This is a genomic window from Pseudomonas sp. MAFF 730105 (assembly GCF_055380705.1).
The window spans coordinates 1,444,214-1,462,793 of the sequence record NZ_AP018438.1 but is presented as its reverse complement, the minus strand read 5'-3'; the positions used below and the strand labels follow the sequence as shown (position 1 = coordinate 1,462,793).

The following is an 18,580-nucleotide window of genomic DNA, read 5'->3' as shown; positions in this document are numbered from 1 at the left end:
ATGAACGATAACGCGGTCTCGCTAATCAACACTGCGAGGCAGTTGCAACGTCACCCGCAACCCGCCCTCGCGCAGATTCTGCAAGCTCACTTCCCCCCCATGACTGTGGGCGATGTTGCGGGCGATACCCAGCCCCAGGCCATATCCCTGCTGCTGTCCGGCCAGACGGAAGTGTGGCTCGAAAACCTGCTCGAGACGCTGCTCCGGCACCCCCGGCCCCTCATCATCGACATGCAGGACAAACGCGGTTTCATCGTCGTCGATGTGCAGGTGGGCGTTCTGCCCGTACTTCAAGGCATTGTCGATCAGGTTGCCGATGCAGCGCTTGAGGGCCAGCGGCTTGCCGGGATACGGCGCCAGCGCCCGGCCATCCTGGGTGACACGGCCATTGCCGTTGGGGGCAAGGTAAGGCTCCACCAGGCAATCGAGCACATGGTTGAGGTCCACCGGCTCGATGTTTTCGTGGATGTCGGTGTCCTTGACGCATTGCAGCGCCCCTTTGACCAGCAACTCCAACTCGTCCAGATCGCGGCCGAACTTGGCTTGCAGGTTCTCATCCTCCAGCAGCTCGACCCGCAGCCGCAGGCGGGTGATCGGCGTGCGCAGGTCATGGGAAATCGCGCTGAACAACTGGCTACGCTCGGTCAGGTAGCGGCTGATGCGCTCACGCATGGCATTGAATGCCCGGCCCACCTCCACCACTTCGCTGCCGCCTCCCTCGGCCACCGGCTCCACTTCGGCGCCCAGGGACATGTCCCGGGCCGCCCGGGCCAGGCGCTTGAGCGGCCGGCTCTGCCAGTGCACGAGTAAACCGATGAACAGCAGTAACAGGCTGCTGGTGAGCACGATGAAGCCGACCTGTTGCTTCGGCAGGTCCTGTTCTTCGAGGCTGGTGTAGGGTTCAGGCAATAGCGAGGCGATGTACAACCATTCACCTGGCGCCATCTGGATCTGCGTGACCAGCACCGGCGGGTTCACAGGTTCAAGTGTCAAGGCATAGTGCGCCCACGAGCGTGGCAACTCGTCAAGCTTCAGCCCGCCGTTGAAAATCCGCAGATCATCGGGGCTGACGAAGGTGACGGAAATATCCGTGTTATTGCCCAGGGACTTGCGCAGCACTTCGTCCACTGCCTTGAGCACTGCCAGCTTGCGCGGCGTGACCGGCAGCACATCCATGCCCAGGGGCTTGTCGTTGAGCGTGACGACAAACCGCGTCCCCCCCATGCTGCGCAGTTGGTCCAGCACCAGCGGCCGGTACGCCACCGGCAGCGAACGCAGGTAGCTGACGCTGGCCGTCATCGAATGGGCGAGGCTGCGGGCGCTGGTGACCAAACCTTCGAGCTGCGTGGCGCGCAGTTGCGACACCCAAATGACGCTGGACAATGTCTGGGCGAACAACACCACCAGCAAGGTCAGCAACAACATCCTTCCGAGCAGCGAGCGCGGCACCGGCACCCGTCGGGCGATTTTCCTGGCCCAGTCAATGCCCATTGCTGGCAACCACATTGGCCGCCAATTGATAACCACTGCCGCGCACCGTACGGATCAGCCGTGGTGGCTTGTCGGTGTCACGCAGGCGCTGGCGCAGGCGACTGACCGCCATGTCGACAATCCGGTCCAGGGGCATCAGTTCCCGACCCCGGGTGGCGTTGCCGATGGTGTCGCGGTCGAGGATTTCCTGGGGATGATCGAGAAACAGTTTGAGCAGGGCGAAATCGGCGCCGGAGAGGATCACTTCCTCACCGTCGGTGTGGAACAGCCGATGACTGACCATGTCCAGCCGCCACTCGTCGAAGGCCAGCACCTCGCCGCCGGAGCGTTCCTGGCCGAACTGTGCCCGGCGCAACAGGGCCTTGATGCGCGCCTGCAATTCACGGGGGCTGAACGGCTTGCCGAGGTAGTCATCGGCTCCCAGCTCCAGGCCGATGACCCGGTCGGCCTCGTCGGAACTGGCGGTGAGCATAATGATCGGCACATGGGCCTGGCGCGGGTGTTGGCGAACCCAGCGGCACAGGCTGAAGCCGTCTTCGTCGGGTAGCATCACGTCGAGGATCACCAGATCGCTCGGCGCCTCGTTCAATGCCTGGCGAAACCCGGCTCCGTCGGGCGTGGTCCGCACCTGGAACCCCGCACGACTGAGGTAAGTGTCCAGCAGCTCGCGAATCTCCTGGTCGTCGTCGACCAACAAAATCGATTTGTTTACTGAACTCACGGGGCCGCGTCCTTGTTGTTTGGATTAGTGCGGATTATGCCTGATGGAGAAAGCCTATAAACACCACAGGTCCTTTGTGGGAGCGAGCCTGCTCGCGATAGCGGAGTGTCAGGCGCCGAACAGGTGGCTGAGACTCCGCTATCGCGAGCAGGCTCGCTCCCACAGGGGGGACTGCATTTCAGCTGGCCGATTGCTCCAACGCCACGCCCGCGCCCATCAGGCCAGAGTACGGTGCGGTGACCAGCCAGACCGGAATGCCCTTGAAGTAATCGCTCATGCAACCTTTGTCAGCGAAGCAGCGGGCGAAGCCACTTTCGAGGAAGAAATCGGCAAACCGGGGAATCACCCCGCCGACGATGTATACACCACCTCGACCGCCCACCGTCAGTACGTTGTTGCCGGCCACGCGCCCCAACCAGCGGCAGAATTGCTCCAGCACTTCCAGGGCGATAGGGTCACCGGCCAGGCCTGCGGCGGTAATGGATTCGGGGGTATCGAGCACGGGTTCATGCCCGTCCACCGCGCAGATCGCCCGGTACACCCGGGGCAAGCCGCTGCCGCTCAAGGCGGTTTCGGCACTGACGTGACCGATCTCGTTGTAGATGTGCTGCCAGAGCTGGGTTTCCCGCGGGCTGCTCATCGGCAGGTCGACATGGCCACCCTCCCCCGGCAACGCCGCAAAGCGGCCTTCACCCAGATCCAGCAATGTACCGACGCCCAGCCCCGTGCCCGGCCCGATCACCACCGCCGGACGCATCGGCTCCGGGGTGCCTTCGCACACGACCCGGTACTCATCGGGACGCAAACGGGTCATGCCCAGGGCCATGGCCGAGAAGTCGTTGACCAGCAACAGCTTCTCTACCTGCAGGGTCTTGCAGAACGCCAGGTTGCTCAGGCGCCAGTGGTTGTTGGTGAAACGAAACAGATCACCCGACACCGGGCCGGCCACCGACAGGCACACCGAACCGATGGCACCGCGCTCCAGGCCCATGCCACTCAGGTACACCTTGATGGCATCTTCAGGGCAGGCGTAATCCGCCGTCGCCAGCACCTGGACGTTCTCCAGGTTGTGGTTCTTCCACAACGCGAAGCGCGCATTGGTCCCACCGATGTCACCGACCAGGGCCAGTTTCAATTAATCGTCTCCAGTGCAGCCGTGAAGGCGCTGGCGCCCTGCTCTGCCGAGCTGAAGGCCATGCGCATGAAACCGAACAGTTCGCGACCGGTACCGATGTTGTTGCCCAACAGGCCCTTGGCCGGTTCGCGTGCGGCGAATTCCTCGGCGTCCACCTTCAATTCCAAGGTGCCTTTGACGCCGTCGACGCGGATGATATCGCCCTCCTGCACTCGGGCCAACGCGCCGCCGACATAAGCTTCGGGGCTGACGTGGATCGCCGCCGGGATTTTCCCCGAGGCGCCGGACATGCGCCCGTCGGTCACCAACGCCACTTTGAAACCGCGATCCTGTAGCGAACCGAGGAACGGGGTCATCTTGTGCAGCTCCGGCATGCCGTTGGAGCGCGGGCCCTGGAAGCGCATCACCGCGACAAAATCCTTCTCCAGCAGCCCGGCCTTGAACGCATCCGCCAGGTCTTGCTGGTCCTGGAAGACCATGGCCGGTGCTTCGACGATCTGGTTCTCCAGGGCAACAGCGGAGACTTTCATCACGCCACGGCCCAGGTTGCCTTCCATCACCCGCAAGCCGCCTTCCGGCGAAAATGCACGGGCCACCGGGCGCAGGATGTTTTCGTCGAGACTTTCGATCGGGCCGTCGCGCCACACCAGCTCGCCATTCTCCAGGAACGGTTCCTGGGTATAGCGGCTCAGGCCGTGACCGAGCACGGTGTTGACGTTTTCGTGGAGCAGGCCGGCTTCCAGCAGTTCGCGGATCAGGAACGACATGCCGCCCGCCGCCTGGAAGTGGTTGATGTCGGCCTTGCCGTTCGGGTAGACGTGACTCAGGGTCGGCACCACCTCGGAGAGGTCGGCCATGTCCTGCCAGGTCAGCTGGATGCCCGCCGCCATGGCGATGGCCGGCATGTGCAAGGTGTGGTTGGTCGAGCCGCCGGTGGCGTGCAGCGCGACGATGGAGTTGACCAGCGAGCGTTCGTCGACGATTTCGCCGATGGGCATGAAGTTGCCGCTCTGCTTGGTCATGCGCGTCACCTGGAACGCCGCTTCGCGAGTCAGGGCATCGCGCAGCGGGGTGTTCGGGTTGACGAACGAGGCGCCCGGCAAGTGCAGGCCCATCACTTCCATCAACAGCTGGTTGGTGTTCGCGGTGCCGTAGAAGGTGCATGTGCCAGGGCTGTGGTAGGACTTCATCTCCGATTCCAACAGCTCTTCGCGAGTGGCCTTGCCCTCGGCGTAACGCTGGCGCACATCAGCCTTTTCCTTGTTGGAGATGCCGGAAACCATCGGCCCGCCGGGCACGAAAATCGTCGGCAGGTGACCGAAGCGCAGCGCGCCCATCATCAGGCCCGGGACGATCTTGTCGCAGATGCCGAGCATCAACGCGCCGTCGAACATGTTGTGGGACAACGCCACCGCCGTGGACATCGCGATCACTTCGCGACTCGGCAGGCTCAGTTCCATCCCCGCCTCGCCCTGGGTGACGCCGTCGCACATGGCCGGCGTGCCGCCCGCGAACTGGCCGACCGAGCCGATCTCGCGTAAGGCTTTCTTGATCTGTTCCGGGAAGGTTTCGTAGGGCTGGTGGGCCGAGAGCATGTCGTTATAGGACGACACGATGGCGATGTTGGCGGCGTTCATCATCCGCAGGTGATGCTTGTCTTCGCTGCCGCAACCGGCCACGCCATGGGCGAAGTTGGCGCATTGCAACTTGCCGCGCATCGGACCGTCGCTGGCAGCACCGCGGATCAATGCAAGGTAAGCCTGACGCGTGGCGCGGCTGCGGGCGATAAGCCGTTCGGTGACCTCAAGAACGCGGGGATGCATGTGTAGAACTCCAGGCTAACGGGTGTGGCGACCTGATTGTCTATGCTGGTCAGAACCGGCTGCGCCCCCCGTGACAGAGAAGGCGACAAACGGTTTTTGACCAATCGGACCAGTTGATTCAGGTCACTCGTTGTAGATAAAACAAAATATTGCCATCAAAAAGGCTTGTTTTCTATTTTTATGCGAATAATCTTGTAATTCCAACAACAAAACGACGGCGGCGCAGTTAATGACTCTTCGAATCGCAATCAATGGTTTTGGCCGCATCGGCCGCAACGTCCTCCGTGCACTGTATACCCAAGGCTATCGTCGCGACTTGCAGATCGTCGCCATCAACGACCTGGGTGACAGCGCGATCAATGCTCATCTGCTCAAGTACGACACCGTCCATGGCACGTTCGATGCCGAGGTGCAGCACGATAACGAAAGCCTGACGGTCAATGGCGACCGCATCGCGGTCAGCGCCATCCGCAACCCGGCCGAACTGCCCTGGGCCGCCGAGAAGATCGACGTGGTGTTCGAGTGCACCGGGCTGTTCACCGACCGCGCCAAGGCCGCCGCCCATATCAGCGCCGGCGCCCGCAAGGTGATCATCTCGGCCCCGGCCAAGGGTGCCGACGCCACCGTGGTGTATGGCGTGAACCACGACATCCTGCGCCAGTCCCACCAGATCATCTCCAACGCTTCGTGCACCACCAACTGCCTGGCCCCGGTGGCCCAGGTACTGCATCGCGAGCTGGGCATCGAAAGTGGCCTGATGACTACCATCCATGCCTACACCAACGACCAGAACCTGACCGACGTCTACCACACCGACCCGTACCGCGCCCGTTCGGCCACCCAGAACATGATCCCGAGCAAGACCGGTGCCGCCGAAGCGGTGGGCCTGGTACTGCCGGAACTGGCGGGCAAGCTGACCGGCATGGCCGTGCGTGTGCCGGTGATCAACGTGTCCCTGGTGGACCTCACCGTACAGCTCAAGCGCGAAGCGTCGGCCGAAGAAGTCAACGAACTGCTGCGCCAGGCCAGCCAACATTCGAAGATCCTCGGCTACAACACCCTGCCGCTGGTCTCCAGTGACTTCAACCACAACCCGCTGTCGTCGATCTTCGACGCCAACCACACCAAGGTCAGCGGCAAGCTGCTCAAGGTACTGGCCTGGTATGACAACGAGTGGGGCTTCTCCAACCGCATGCTCGATAACTGCCTGGCGTTGTGCAACGCCGAGTAACCGGGCATAGCCGTTGAACGCTTTTGTGGGAGCGAGGCTGCTCGCGAAAGCGGCGTGTCAGTCAGCACTTTCGTCGACTGGCACACCGTTATCGCGAGCGGGCTCGCTCCCACAGTGGTTTTGGGGTAGTGATGAAATCCGGGCTTGACCTACAGAGCAGATGATAAGCATTATCATTTACTCTTACCGGATCGGGCCTTACCGTGAGTCAATCGCGCTTTCACCACGTCTTCCTCGCCCAGCGCACCCCTCTGCTGCGCACCCTCGAGCGCATGGTCAACAACCCCAGCACCGCCGAAGACCTGCTCCAGGAAACCTATTTGCGCGTCTCCCGCGCATTGGGTGAACGCACAGTCGAGCACCTCGAACCCTTTGTCTTCCAGACCGCCCGCAACCTGGCGCGGGATCACTTGCGTGCCCGGCGCATGCAGTCCCGGACCGTTGTGGACGACGTCCCCCTGGACGTCGTCCACAACGTGGTCGCGCCCCAGAGCAGCGCCGAGGACGCCGCCCATGCCGAACAGATGCTCGAGCGCCTCAACATCAGCCTGCAAGCACTGAGCCCGCGTCAACAACAGATTTTCATTCTCAGCCGCTTGCATGGGCATGGTTATCAGGACATCGCCGCAGAGCTGGGCGTGTCCCTGAGTACCGTGCAAAAGGAACTGAAACTGATCATGGCGATCTGTATCGGCGTGGCAGAACGCTTGGACATCGGCTGATGTCCGCCAGTACACCTCTACAGGGCGGCGCCGATTGCGTTGGCCGATCCTGCTAGTCTAGGTTTCCGGATTTGAAACAGCCGTGCAAAGACACTGCGAGGAACCACCGTGACGGATAATCACCACGCTCCCGAGTCTGCATCAGCCCAGGACACCGCCCATGCCATGGAGCAGGCGCTGGACTGGCTGATCCTGCTGGACAACCCCAGCCAGGAGCAGGCCCGGCAATTCCAGGTCTGGCTGGCGGCCGACCCTCGCCACGGCGAAGCGTTTCTCAGGGCCCAGACCCTCTGGAATGGCCCGCACGTGAAGGAGAGTGCCCGGCGGCTCCAGGCCGCTCCCAGAGTGGGCGCATTGTCACGCTTGCGCGCCCACTGGAAACCCCTGGCCACCGCTGCCGTGCTGTTTCTCGGCCTGTTCAATTTCAGCGACCTGCCCCTGCGTTTCCAGGCCGATCACCTGACGGTGGTCGGTGAGCGCCAGCGCCTGCAGTTGGAAGACGGCTCCAAGGTCCTGCTCAACACCGATTCGGCGTTTTCCAGCACGTTCAACGAACAGCGCCATGTGGCCCGGCTGTACAAGGGCGAGGCGTTTTTCGAGGTGCCCGACACTCGCAGCCTGCCACTGGAGATCGACGCAGGGCCGGTCACCGCCAGTGTCAGCAACACCACATTCGCGGTGCGCTACCTCGACGGTGTGGCCCAGGTCCAGGTCCAGCGCGGCGATGTGGACCTGCGGGCCAACCGCAACGACACCCATGTCCGGCTCTCGGCCGGGGAAAGCATCCGCATCGGCCCCAACGGCTTCGACCGCCCGGCCCCGCTCGACGCCAGCACCGACCTGGCCTGGGTCCAGGGTCGGCTGGTGTTCGAGAACCGGCCGCTGAGCCAGGTCCTGGCCGAACTGCGGCGCTACTATCCGGGCTGGATCATCAACCGCAACGAGCAGTTGGCCCAAGTCGCGGTGACGGGTAATTACCGCCTCGACCAGCCGCTGGACGTGGTTCGCTCCCTGGCTCACATCACGTCTTCGCAGCTTCAGGAATTCCCGGCACTGGTGATCCTGAACTAAATGAGAATTATTTTTACTCGATAGCCTTCGCTGATTCGTCTCGTTATAGCCAATGCAATTGATTCGCATCTATCGATGCCAATCTGCACCTATAACAGATGCGACACGGAGCGCTATCGATGTCCTCTCGCCTTACCTGCAGGTTCCTCGCCCCTTCCCGAACGCTGTCGTTGCTGACCGCCGCCATCCTCATGGCCGGCATCGCGCCCGCCGCCCTGGCCGCCGCGACACAACCACCTGCGCGCAACATCGGCGACTACACCTTCGCCATCGCCCAACAGCCACTGGTTTCGGCCCTGAATGCGTTTACAGCCGTCACGGGCTGGCAAGTGGGTCTGCCGGCCGAGCTGGCCGAAGGTGTCGCGTCGCCCGGCGTCAACGGCTCGTTGCCACCGGAGAAAGCCCTGGAACGCCTGCTGACGGGAACCAACCTGAGCTACCGCAAGCTGGGCAACAACAGCATCGTCCTGGAGAAACGCAGCGCCGGCAACGTGGTGAACCTGCAACAGATGACCATCAGCGCCACCCGCCAGGAGCAGGACATCAGCGGCGTACCGAGCACCGTCAGCGTCCATGATCGCCAGGCACTGGACCGCAACAACATCAACACCCTCAAGGATCTGGTGCGCTACGAGCCCGGCGTGTCGGTGGGTGGCGCGGGCCAGCGCGGCGGCATCAGCGGCTACAACATCCGCGGTATCGACGGCAACCGGATCCTGACCCAGGTCGACGGCGTGGCAATTCCCGACGGTTTCTTCAACGGTCCCTACGCCAAGACCCAGCGCAACTACGTCGACCCGGAAATCATCAAACGCGTGGAAATCCTCCGCGGTCCGGCGTCGGTGCTCTATGGCAGCAACGCCATTGGCGGCGCTGTCAGCTATTTCACCCTGGATCCGGATGACATCATCAAGCCCGGCCAGGACGTCGGTGCCCGGTTGAAGACCGGCTACAGCTCCGCCGACGAAAGCTGGCTCAAATCCGCCACCGTCGCCGGCCGCAGTGGGGCATTCGACGGCCTGCTGCACTACAGCCAGCGCGACGGCCATGAAACCGAATCCTACGGCAGCCACAACGGCACCGGACTGGACCGCACCGCAGCCAACCCTGAGGACGTGCGCGCCAGCAATGTATTGGCCAAACTCGGTTGGCACTACAACGATGACGCCCGCCTGGGCCTGGTCTACGAGAAGTACAAGGATGATCGCGACACCGATCTGAAAAGTGCCTACGGAGGCCCCTTCTCCAACGGCCAGCCGGCCATTCCCACCAGCATCCTGCCGGGCGGCATGTATCAGTGGCGCACCGGCAACGACACCGTCACCCGTGAGCGTTTCGGCCTGGAGCACAGCTTCGCCCTCGACAGCCTGCTGGCCGACAACATCAAGTGGAGCCTGAATCACCAGATCGCCAAGACCGACGAGAGCACCGCCGAATTCTACTTCCCGATCACCCGTCGGGTCCTGCGCACCCGCGAAACCCTCTACGAAGACAAGCAATGGGTCTTCGACGCACAACTGGACAAGGCCTTCAGCCTCGCCGACACCGATCACGCACTGACCTACGGCACCACGATCAAGCAACAGAAAGTCACCGGCTCGCGCAGTGGCAATGGGGTGTGCCTGGCGGTCGGCGTGGGGTGTTCCGCCGTCGGTGCCATCAGCACCCGAGACGTACTGGCAAAAGCCAGCGACTTCCCGGACCCGACCATCAACACCTACAGCCTGTTCGCCCAGGACCAGATCAGTTGGGACAAGTGGACCTTCACCCCGGGCCTGCGCTACGACTACACCCAGCTCAAGCCGCACCTCACCCAGGCGTTTCTCGACACCGTCGACCCGACCGGCGGTGGCCAGGTCAGCGACAGCAACAAGACCTGGCATCGCTTCTCACCCAAGTTCGGCCTGACCTACGCCTTTACCGACCAGTACACCGGGTACGGCCAGTACGCCGAAGGTTTCCGCACCCCGACCGCCAAGGCCCTGTACGGCCGTTTCGATAACCCCGACGTCGGCTACAGCGTGGAACCCAACCCCAACCTGGAACCGGAAAAAAGCAAAAGCTACGAGACCGGCTTGCGTGGCCGTTTCGACTCCGGTTCGTTCGACGTGGCGGTGTTCTACAACAAGTACCGCGACTTCATCAACGAAGACGCCATCACCCCCGGCGCCGATCAATTGACCTTCCAGAGCAACAACATCAAGCACGCCACCATCAAGGGCGCCGAGCTCAAGGGTCGTCTGGAGCTGGACGTATTGGGTGCGCCCCAGGGCCTCTACACCCAGGGTTCGGTGGCCTACGCCTACGGTCGCAACGACGACACTGGCCAGCCGATCAACAGCGTCAACCCGCTGACCGGCGTGTTCGGCCTGGGTTACGAACAAGACGACTACGGCAGCTTGCTCACCTGGACCCTGGTCAGGAAGAAAAACCGCGTCGACGACAGCAACTTCAACTCACCGGATGGCGTCAGCAGCCAGTTCAAGACACCCGGGTTCGGGATCCTCGACCTGACCGGTTTCTACAAGGTGACCCAGGACATTACCGTCAGCGGTGGCCTCTACAACCTCACCGACAAAAAGTATTGGCTGTGGGATGACGTGCGTGGCTACGACAGCGTCGGCGAAGCGGCCGTGCTGAGCCCCGCCAACCTCGATCGCCTGACAGCGCCGGGACGCAACTTCGCGGTCAACCTGATCTGGGATATCTGATCCGCTGACCACAGCAAACAGTTCATAGGTGGGAGCAAAGCTTGCTCGCGATACGGGCGCCTCGATTTCTGAAGGACCGCATCGTCTGCATCGCGGGCAAGCCTTGCTCCCACAGTGGTGCCCCTCGCCACAACAGCGACCTACTTTCACTCAAGGAATTTTCATGAGCCCCCAACGCTTCACCTCACGCTCCCAACGCCTCAACCAGATCACCCACGAGCCCCACGGCAAGCTCGACGCCCTGGTCAAGGCCCACGCCCCGTTCGACAGCCCGGCCAGCTTTGCCCGTTTCGTCGTCGCCCAGTACCTGTTCCAGTCGGAACTGGTGGCGCTGTACAACGACGCGCAGCTGTCCGCCCTGATCCCCGACCTGCCGGCCCGCTGCCGGGCCGAAGCGGCCAAGGCCGACCTGGCGGACCTGGATACCGATGTCCCGGCCCCGGTGGCCGGTGCGCTGGACAACCCAACCATGGCCGAGGCCCTGGGCTGGTTGTTCGTCTCGGAAGGCTCGAAACTGGGCGCGGCATTCCTGATCAAGCGGGCAATAGGCCTGGGGCTGAGCGAAGCCTTCGGTGCCCGCCACCTGGCCGAACCGGCGGGCGGCCGCGCCGAAGGCTGGAAGACCTTCACCCGTATCCTCGACGCAGTGGTCCTCACCGAACAGCAGGAAGCCGAAGCGGACAAAGGCGCGCTGGATGCCTTCAACCGATTTACGGTGTTGCTGGAACAGGCCTACGCCGCTGAGCTAGCCTGAACACTGACATCTGGATCACCCCTTCCCTTGTGGGAGCGAGCACTGTGTGGGAGCAAAGCTTGCTCGCGATGAAGACGCCTCAATCCATTGACCGTGTTTCGTTCATCGCGAGCAAGCTTTGCTCCCACAGGCTCGCTCCCACGGAGATATGTGCATGTTTGAAAGGTGACGATGAATCCACCCTCCAAAACCGCCCGATTGCTCTTCGGTCTGCTCGCCTACACAAGCCTCGCCATCGGTCTGGTCGCCATCGTCGTGCCCGGCCTGCCGACGACCGAGTTCATCCTGCTGGCCGCCTGGGCCGCGACTCGCAGTTCGCCGCGCCTGAGTGCCTGGCTGGAGAGCCATCGGCTGTTCGGGCCGATGCTGTACAACTGGCGCAACGGCAAGGTAATCCCGCGTCGGGCCAAGATCGGCGCAACCCTCGGCATGCTGTTCTGTGCCGTACTGATGCTGGCGACACTCAATCATGGCTGGCCGGTTTACCTGGCCATGATGGGCATGGGCGCAGGCAACCTGTGGATCTGGTCCCGTCCCGAGGCAAGGGAACCGGCAACAGCGCGAACGCCTGAATAAACCGTTTTGATCTATGCTCGGCCTCTCACACCCGGAGGGTCTTCGATGACAGATCTACTCGCGTCCATGCAAGCCGCCCTCGGCTTGCCCACGACTCCGATCCCCTTCAGCCATGACGGCGCCCTGCCTTCGGCGTTCGCCGTCACGGAACTGGCCAGTGCCAGCATTGCCGTGGCCGGCCAGGCGACCGCAGAACTCATTGGCCAACAGACCGGCCGCCTGCCGCACCTCGAGGTTGACCGGCGCCTGGCTTCGTTCTGGTTTTCCACGTCCCTGCGCCCCATTGGCTGGAGCGTGCCGCCGATGTGGGACCCGGTGGCCGGCGACTACGCCACGGCCGACGGCTGGATTCGCCTGCACACCAATGCGCCGCATCATCGCCGGGCGGCGGAAAAGGTCCTCGGTAACTGTGTTGATCGTGCCGACATGGCGAGCAAAGTGATCCACTGGAACAAGACCGAACTGGAACAGGCCGTCGTCGACGCCGGTGGCTGCGCCGCCGAGATGCGCTCCTGGCAGGCGTGGCAGGCCCATCCCCAAGGTATCGCAGTGAATGCCGAGCCGCTGGTGCACTTCACTGGAACCGCCGGGGAACACTGCAAACCCTGGCTCGGTTCCGTGGCACAGCCACTGGCCGGCCTCAAGGTACTGGACCTGACCCGCGTACTGGCCGGTCCCGTTGCCAGCCGCTTCCTCGCGGGCCTGGGGGCCGACGTCTTGCGGATCGATCCACCGACCTGGGACGAACCCGGCGTGGTCCCGGAAGTCACCCTGGGCAAACGCTGTGCCCGCCTCGACCTGCACCAGCCCGACGACCGCACCACGTTCGAAGCACTGCTCAAGGACGCCGACATCCTCCTGCACGGCTACCGGGCCGACGCCCTCGAACGCCTGGGTTACGGCGCCGCGCAACGCCACAAGATCGCCCCTGGCCTGATCGATGTCAGCCTCAACGCCTACGGTTGGAGCGGCCCGTGGCAGCAACGGCGCGGCTTCGACAGCCTGGTGCAAATGAGCAGTGGTATCGCCGAGGCCGGCATGGCCTGGAAACAGACCGACAAACCGACACCGCTGCCCGTCCAGGCGCTGGACCACGGCACCGGCTACTTGATGGCGGCCAGCGCCGTGGTGTTGCTGGCTCGGCGCCTGGCAAACGGGCAAGGTGGCTCGGCACGCCTGTCCCTGGCGCGTACCGCCCGACTGCTGATCGAGGGTGGCGCGGGTATTCAGGCCGCGCTACGCCCCGAGGACGAGCAGGACCTGGGGGTGCTGATCGAGCAGACACCGTGGGGACCGGCTCGCCGGTTGCAGGTGCCGCTGAAAATCACCGGCACGCCCTGGCAATGGACACGCGCGGCAACGACACTCGGCGCCCATCGAGCGCAATGGTGAACGACTCCGCCTTCTGACCTGGATCAGCTATTGAAATGGTAAATCGACATACGCTGTGACTCCCCTCGGTTGCTTCGGAGTCATGGAATGTCTGATACCCCCGGAAAACTTCGCTTGGGTGCGTTGGTCGCGCTGGTAGTGGGTTCGATGATCGGCGGGGGAATCTTTTCCTTGCCCCAGAACATGGCCGCCAGTGCCGATGTCGGTGCCGTGCTGATTGGCTGGGCGATTACTGCGGTGGGCATGCTGACCCTCGCCTTTGTGTTCCAGACCCTGGCCAATCGCAAACCCGATCTGGATGGTGGTGTGTATGTCTACGCCAAAGCCGGATTCGGTGACTACATGGGGTTCTCCTCGGCCTGGGGTTATTGGATCAGCGCCTGGTTAGGCAACGTCGGCTACTTCGTCTTGCTGTTCAGCACCCTGGGTTATTTTTTTCCGGTCTTCGGTGAGGGCAATACGGTTGCAGCGGTGATCGGCGCGTCGCTGCTGCTGTGGGCCGTGCATTTCCTGGTGCTGCGCGGCATCAAGGAAGCTGCGTTCATCAACCTCGTCACCACCGTTGCCAAGGTCGTGCCGCTGGCGTTGTTCGTGCTGATCGCCGTGTTCGCCTTCCGGCTCGACATTTTCACCGCCGATATCTGGGGCGTGAAAAACCCGCAGTTGGGCAGCGTGATGAACCAGGTGCGCAACATGATGCTGGTCACCGTCTGGGTGTTCATCGGTATCGAGGGCGCGAGCATTTTTTCCGCCCGCGCCGAGCGGCGTTCGGATGTGGGCAAGGCCACGGTGATCGGCTTTATCACCGTGCTGCTGTTCCTGGTGTTGGTGAACGTGCTGTCCCTGGGGATCATGACCCAGCCGGAACTGGCGAAGCTGCAGAACCCGTCCATGGCCGCAGTGCTGGAGCACGTCGTGGGCCACTGGGGCGCGGTGCTGATCAGCGTCGGCCTCATCATTTCGCTGCTCGGAGCCCTGTTGTCCTGGGTGCTGCTGTGCGCCGAGATCCTGTTCGCCGCCGCCAGGGACCACACCATGCCGGCGTTCCTGCGTCGCGAAAATGCCAACCACGTGCCGGCCAACGCCCTGTGGCTGACCAACGCCATGGTCCAACTGTTTCTGATCGTTACCCTGTTCTCGGCCAGTACCTACCTGTCGCTGATCTACCTCGCCACGTCGATGATCCTGGTGCCCTACCTGTGGTCGGCGGCCTACGCGCTGCTGCTGGCGGTGCGCGGCGAAACCTACCAGAACGCCCCGGCCGAACGCCGCAAGGACTTGGCCATCAGCGCCATCGCCCTGCTCTACGCGGTGTGGTTGCTGTATGCCGGCGGGATCAAATACCTGCTGCTTTCTGCGCTGCTCTACGCCCCCGGCGCGGTGCTGTTCGCCCAAGCCCGGCGCGAAGTGGCCCGACCGGTGTTCACCGCTGTCGAGAAGCTGATTTTCGCCGCAGTAGTCGCAGGCGCCCTGATAGCTGGCTATGGCCTCTACAGCGGCTTCCTGAGCTTGTGATCACTCAACGTTTTAACGGGAGGATGTGTAATGACCACGGAAAAAATGCAATACGGCGTTCATTCCGAAGCCGGTAGATTGCGTAAAGTCATGGTGTGTTCCCCAGGCCTGGCCCATCAGCGGCTGACCCCGAACAACTGCGATGAACTGCTGTTCGACGACGTGATATGGGTCAACCAGGCCAAACGCGACCATTTCGATTTCGTCACCAAGATGCGCGAGCGGGGCATCGACGTGCTGGAAATGCACAACCTGTTGACCGACATCGTCGCCGTCCCCGAAGCCCTGGACTGGATCCTGCAACGCAAGGTCACCCCCGACTCGGTGGGCCTGGGCCTGGTGAATGAGGTCGGTTCGTGGCTGCGCAGCCTGGAACCGCGCCGGATCGCCGAGTTCCTGATTGGTGGCGTTTCGGCCGATGACCTGCCCGACAGTTTCGGCGGCAAGACCATCCAGATGTTCCGCGACTTCCTCGGGCATTCCAGCTTCATCCTGCCGCCGCTGCCCAACACCCAGTTCACCCGCGACACCACCTGCTGGATCTACGGCGGCGTCACCCTTAACCCGATGTACTGGCCGGCACGCCGCCAGGAAACCCTGCTGACCACCGCCCTGTATAAATTCCACCCGGAGTTCACCCAGGCCGACTTCCAGATCTGGTACGGCAACCCGGACCTGGACCATGGCAGTGCCACCCTCGAAGGCGGCGACGTAATGCCCATCGGCAACGGTGTCGTGCTGATCGGCATGGGCGAACGCTCATCCCGCCAGGCCATCGGCCAATTGGCACTGAACCTGTTCAAGCACCAGGCCGTGGAACGGGTCATCGTCGCCGGCTTGCCGAAGTCCCGGGCCGCCATGCACCTGGACACCGTGTTCAGTTTCTGCGACCGCGACCTGGTGACCATTTTCCCGGAAGTGGTGAGCCAGATCGTCGCCTTCTCCCTGCGCCCAGACGAGAGCAAACCCGGCGGTATCGACGTTCGCCGCGAGGAAAGCAGCTTCATCGACACTGTTGCCGCCGCCCTCAAGCTCCCGGCGCTGCGCGTGGTGGAAACCGGCGGCAACAGCTTCGCCGCCGAGCGCGAACAATGGGACGACGGCAACAATGTGGTGGCCCTGGAGCCGGGCGTGGTGATCGGCTACGACCGCAACACCTACACCAACACCCTGCTGCGCAAGGCCGGGGTGGAAGTCATCACCATCAGCGCCAGCGAGCTGGGCCGAGGTCGCGGCGGCGGCCATTGCATGACCTGCCCGATCATTCGCGATCCGATCGACTACTGACCTTCGAGCCCGGGCCCTGGTTGACCGGACACGGTTCAGGGCCTGCCGATACCCAAGGAGATGCACCATGGCGTTCAACACCCACAACCGTAACCTGCTCAGCCTCGAACATCACACGCCCCGTGAATTGCACTATTTGCTGGACCTGTCCCGCGACCTCAAGCGGGCCAAGTACACCGGCACCGAACAGCAGCACCTCAAGGGCAACAACATCGCGCTGATCTTCGAGAAAACCTCGACCCGTACCCGTTGTGCCTTCGAAGTGGCGGCCTACGACCAGGGTGCCAATGTCACCTACATCGACCCCAACTCGTCGCAGATCGGCCACAAGGAAAGCATGAAGGACACCGCCCGCGTGCTCGGGCGCATGTACGACGCCATCGAATACCGGGGCTTCAAGCAGGAAACCGTCGAGGAACTGGCGAAGTTCGCCGGCGTACCGGTGTTCAACGGCCTGACCGATGAATACCACCCGACGCAGATGATTGCCGACGTACTGACCATGCGCGAGCACGCCGACAAACCGATCCACGAGATCAGCTATGCGTACCTGGGCGATGCGCGAAACAACATGGGCAACTCGTTACTGCTGATCGGCGCAAAGTTGGGCATGGACGTGCGTATCTGCGCGCCCAAGGCCCTCTGGCCCCACGACGATCTGGTGCAGCGCTGCCATCATTACGCCGAAGAAAGCGGCGCGCGTATCACCCTCACCGAAGATCCGAAAGCGGCGGTCAAGGGCGTGGACTTCATTCACACCGACGTCTGGGTCTCCATGGGTGAGCCGGTCGAAGCCTGGGCCGAGCGTATCGAGCAACTGTTGCCTTACCAGGTCAATGCCGACCTGATGAAAGCCACCGGTAACCCGCGTACTCGCTTCATGCACTGCCTGCCGGCATTCCATAACAGCGACACCAAGGTCGGCAAGCAGATCGCCGAGCAGTATCCGCACCTGGCCAACGGCATCGAAGTCACGGACGACGTGTTCGAGTCACCGGCGTGCATCGCCTTCGAGCAGGCGGAAAACCGCATGCACACCATCAAGGCGGTACTGGTGTCGACGCTGGCGGACTTGTAAGGCCGTCCCTTTGTGGGAGCGAGCCTGCTCGCGATGGCGGACGATCAGCCAGCTCATTCATGGGTTGATACACCGCATTCGCGAGCAGGCTCGCTCCCACAGGAACCATGTTCCATTTTCAAGGAGAGCACTATGCGCATCGTCGTTGCCCTGGGCGGTAACGCCCTCCTGCGTCGGGGTGAACCCATGACCGCCGACAACCAACGCAGCAACATCCGCACAGCGACCGAACAGATCGCCAGGATCCATCCGGGCAACCAATTAGTGATCGCCCACGGCAACGGCCCGCAAGTCGGCCTGCTGTCGTTGCAAGCGGCAGCCTACACTTCGGTGACTCCGTATCCGCTGGACGTGCTGGGCGCCGAGACCGACGGCATGATCGGTTACATCATCGAGCAGGAACTGGGCAACCTGCTGGACGCCGACGTGCCCTTCGCCACGTTGCTGACCCAAGTGGAAGTGGACGCCAACGACCCGGCCTTCCAACACCCCACCAAGCCCATCGGCCCGGTCTACAGCCAGCAGGAGGCGCAGGCACTGGCCGCCGAAAAAGGCTGGAGCATCGCCCCGGACGGCGACAGGTTTCGCCGGGTAGTCGCCAGCCCCAGACCCAAGCGCATCTTTGAAATCCGGCCGATCAAGTGGCTGCTGGAAAAGGGCAGCATCGTGATCTGCGCCGGCGGTGGCGGTATCCCGACGATCTATGACGCCGACGGCAAGCTGCGAGGCGTTGAGGCGGTCATCGACAAGGACCTGTGCTCGGCGCTGCTGGCCGAACAATTGGAGAGCGATCTGCTGGTGATCGCCACCGATGTCAACGCGGTCTTCATCGATTTCGGCAAGCCGACCTGCAAAGCCATCGCCCGGGCCCACCCCGACGATCTGGAAAAACTCGATTTCGCCGCCGGCTCCATGGGGCCCAAGGTGCAGGCCGCCTGCGAATTTGCGCGCAATACCGGCAAGGTCGCGGTGATCGGGTCACTCTCGGACATCGATGCTATCGTCCAAGGCACCGCCGGCACCCGCATCAGCATGACGACAACAGGCATCGCTTATCGATAAGCGGAAACTCC

Annotated in this window: 15 protein-coding genes; 11 read left to right on the top strand and 4 right to left on the bottom strand. The window is 62.8% G+C overall.

What is annotated here, in order from left to right:
- Positions 1-21: 21 nt before the first annotated feature.
- The 4 genes from PCOSP_RS06475 to edd all read right to left on the bottom strand — a co-directional run bounded on the left by PCOSP_RS06475 (position 22) and on the right by edd (position 5,170).
- Positions 22-1,491 carry an ATP-binding protein gene (locus PCOSP_RS06475; RefSeq protein WP_139647582.1) on the bottom strand — a complete coding sequence of 490 codons (1,470 nt, stop codon included), beginning with the start codon at positions 1,489-1,491 and terminating at the stop codon, positions 22-24.
- The gene (locus tag PCOSP_RS06470) at positions 1,481-2,212 is read right to left on the bottom strand and encodes a response regulator (protein WP_139647580.1); all 732 of its coding nucleotides are present in this window, start codon (positions 2,210-2,212) and stop codon (positions 1,481-1,483) included. Before PCOSP_RS06470 ends, PCOSP_RS06475 begins: the two co-directional genes overlap by 11 nt.
- A gap of 178 nt (positions 2,213-2,390) precedes the next feature.
- The gene (locus tag PCOSP_RS06465) at positions 2,391-3,347 is read right to left on the bottom strand and encodes a glucokinase (RefSeq protein WP_464710588.1); all 957 of its coding nucleotides are present in this window, start codon (positions 3,345-3,347) and stop codon (positions 2,391-2,393) included.
- Positions 3,344-5,170 carry a phosphogluconate dehydratase gene (gene edd, locus PCOSP_RS06460; protein WP_139647576.1) on the bottom strand — a complete coding sequence of 609 codons (1,827 nt, stop codon included), beginning with the start codon at positions 5,168-5,170 and terminating at the stop codon, positions 3,344-3,346. Before edd ends, PCOSP_RS06465 begins: the two co-directional genes overlap by 4 nt.
- A 229-nt stretch (positions 5,171-5,399) precedes the next feature.
- Between edd and gap the strand changes: the two genes are divergently transcribed.
- The 11 genes from gap (at position 5,400) to arcC (ending at position 18,569) form a co-directional block, all read left to right on the top strand.
- Positions 5,400-6,401 (top strand): type I glyceraldehyde-3-phosphate dehydrogenase, encoded by a 1,002-nt coding sequence (gene gap, locus PCOSP_RS06455; RefSeq protein WP_041022917.1) that lies wholly within the window; start codon positions 5,400-5,402, stop codon positions 6,399-6,401.
- A 203-nt stretch (positions 6,402-6,604) separates the two neighbouring features.
- Positions 6,605-7,123, top strand: a complete 519-nt coding sequence (locus tag PCOSP_RS06450) for an RNA polymerase sigma factor (RefSeq protein ID WP_139647573.1) — start codon at positions 6,605-6,607, stop codon at positions 7,121-7,123.
- 165 nt (positions 7,124-7,288) lie between these two features.
- Positions 7,289-8,194, top strand: coding sequence for a FecR family protein (locus tag PCOSP_RS06445; protein WP_217505853.1), 906 nt, complete (start codon positions 7,289-7,291; stop codon positions 8,192-8,194).
- Between the two features lie 119 nt (positions 8,195-8,313).
- Entirely contained in the window at positions 8,314-10,905 is a 2,592-nt protein-coding gene (locus tag PCOSP_RS06440; protein WP_464710585.1) for a TonB-dependent receptor, read from the top strand.
- A gap of 163 nt (positions 10,906-11,068) precedes the next feature.
- The gene (locus PCOSP_RS06435; protein WP_464710584.1) at positions 11,069-11,659 is read left to right on the top strand and encodes a biliverdin-producing heme oxygenase; all 591 of its coding nucleotides are present in this window, start codon (positions 11,069-11,071) and stop codon (positions 11,657-11,659) included.
- Between the two features lie 171 nt (positions 11,660-11,830).
- The gene (locus tag PCOSP_RS06430; protein ID WP_464710583.1) at positions 11,831-12,235 is read left to right on the top strand and encodes a YbaN family protein; all 405 of its coding nucleotides are present in this window, start codon (positions 11,831-11,833) and stop codon (positions 12,233-12,235) included.
- Positions 12,236-12,280: 45 nt separating this feature from the next.
- Positions 12,281-13,627, top strand: coding sequence for a CoA transferase (locus PCOSP_RS06425; protein WP_464710582.1), 1,347 nt, complete (start codon positions 12,281-12,283; stop codon positions 13,625-13,627).
- A gap of 87 nt (positions 13,628-13,714) precedes the next feature.
- Positions 13,715-15,142, top strand: a complete 1,428-nt coding sequence (gene arcD, locus PCOSP_RS06420; RefSeq protein ID WP_139647561.1) for an arginine-ornithine antiporter — start codon at positions 13,715-13,717, stop codon at positions 15,140-15,142.
- Between the two features lie 30 nt (positions 15,143-15,172).
- Positions 15,173-16,429, top strand: coding sequence for an arginine deiminase (arcA, locus tag PCOSP_RS06415; RefSeq protein WP_139647558.1), 1,257 nt, complete (start codon positions 15,173-15,175; stop codon positions 16,427-16,429).
- Between the two features lie 67 nt (positions 16,430-16,496).
- Entirely contained in the window at positions 16,497-17,507 is a 1,011-nt protein-coding gene (locus tag PCOSP_RS06410) for an ornithine carbamoyltransferase (RefSeq protein WP_139647556.1), read from the top strand.
- A 132-nt stretch (positions 17,508-17,639) separates the two neighbouring features.
- The gene (arcC, locus tag PCOSP_RS06405) at positions 17,640-18,569 is read left to right on the top strand and encodes a carbamate kinase (protein WP_464710580.1); all 930 of its coding nucleotides are present in this window, start codon (positions 17,640-17,642) and stop codon (positions 18,567-18,569) included.
- The last annotated feature ends 11 nt before the right edge of the window (positions 18,570-18,580 follow it).

Bases quoted from the DNA above. Each gene is read 5' to 3' on its own strand.
- PCOSP_RS06475 (WP_139647582.1), bottom strand. From the start codon at position 1,491: ATGGGCATTGACTGGGCCAGGAAAATCGCCCGACGGGTGCCGGTGCCG.
- edd (WP_139647576.1), bottom strand. From the start codon at position 5,170: ATGCATCCCCGCGTTCTTGAGGTCACCGAACGGCTTATCGCCCGCAGC.
- gap (WP_041022917.1), top strand. From the start codon at position 5,400: ATGACTCTTCGAATCGCAATCAATGGTTTTGGCCGCATCGGCCGCAAC.
- PCOSP_RS06445 (WP_217505853.1), top strand. From the start codon at position 7,289: ATGGAGCAGGCGCTGGACTGGCTGATCCTGCTGGACAACCCCAGCCAG.
- PCOSP_RS06440 (WP_464710585.1), top strand. From the start codon at position 8,314: ATGTCCTCTCGCCTTACCTGCAGGTTCCTCGCCCCTTCCCGAACGCTG.
- PCOSP_RS06435 (WP_464710584.1), top strand. From the start codon at position 11,069: ATGAGCCCCCAACGCTTCACCTCACGCTCCCAACGCCTCAACCAGATC.
- PCOSP_RS06430 (WP_464710583.1), top strand. From the start codon at position 11,831: ATGAATCCACCCTCCAAAACCGCCCGATTGCTCTTCGGTCTGCTCGCC.
- PCOSP_RS06425 (WP_464710582.1), top strand. From the start codon at position 12,281: ATGACAGATCTACTCGCGTCCATGCAAGCCGCCCTCGGCTTGCCCACG.
- arcD (WP_139647561.1), top strand. From the start codon at position 13,715: ATGTCTGATACCCCCGGAAAACTTCGCTTGGGTGCGTTGGTCGCGCTG.
- arcA (WP_139647558.1), top strand. From the start codon at position 15,173: ATGACCACGGAAAAAATGCAATACGGCGTTCATTCCGAAGCCGGTAGA.
- PCOSP_RS06410 (WP_139647556.1), top strand. From the start codon at position 16,497: ATGGCGTTCAACACCCACAACCGTAACCTGCTCAGCCTCGAACATCAC.
- arcC (WP_464710580.1), top strand. From the start codon at position 17,640: ATGCGCATCGTCGTTGCCCTGGGCGGTAACGCCCTCCTGCGTCGGGGT.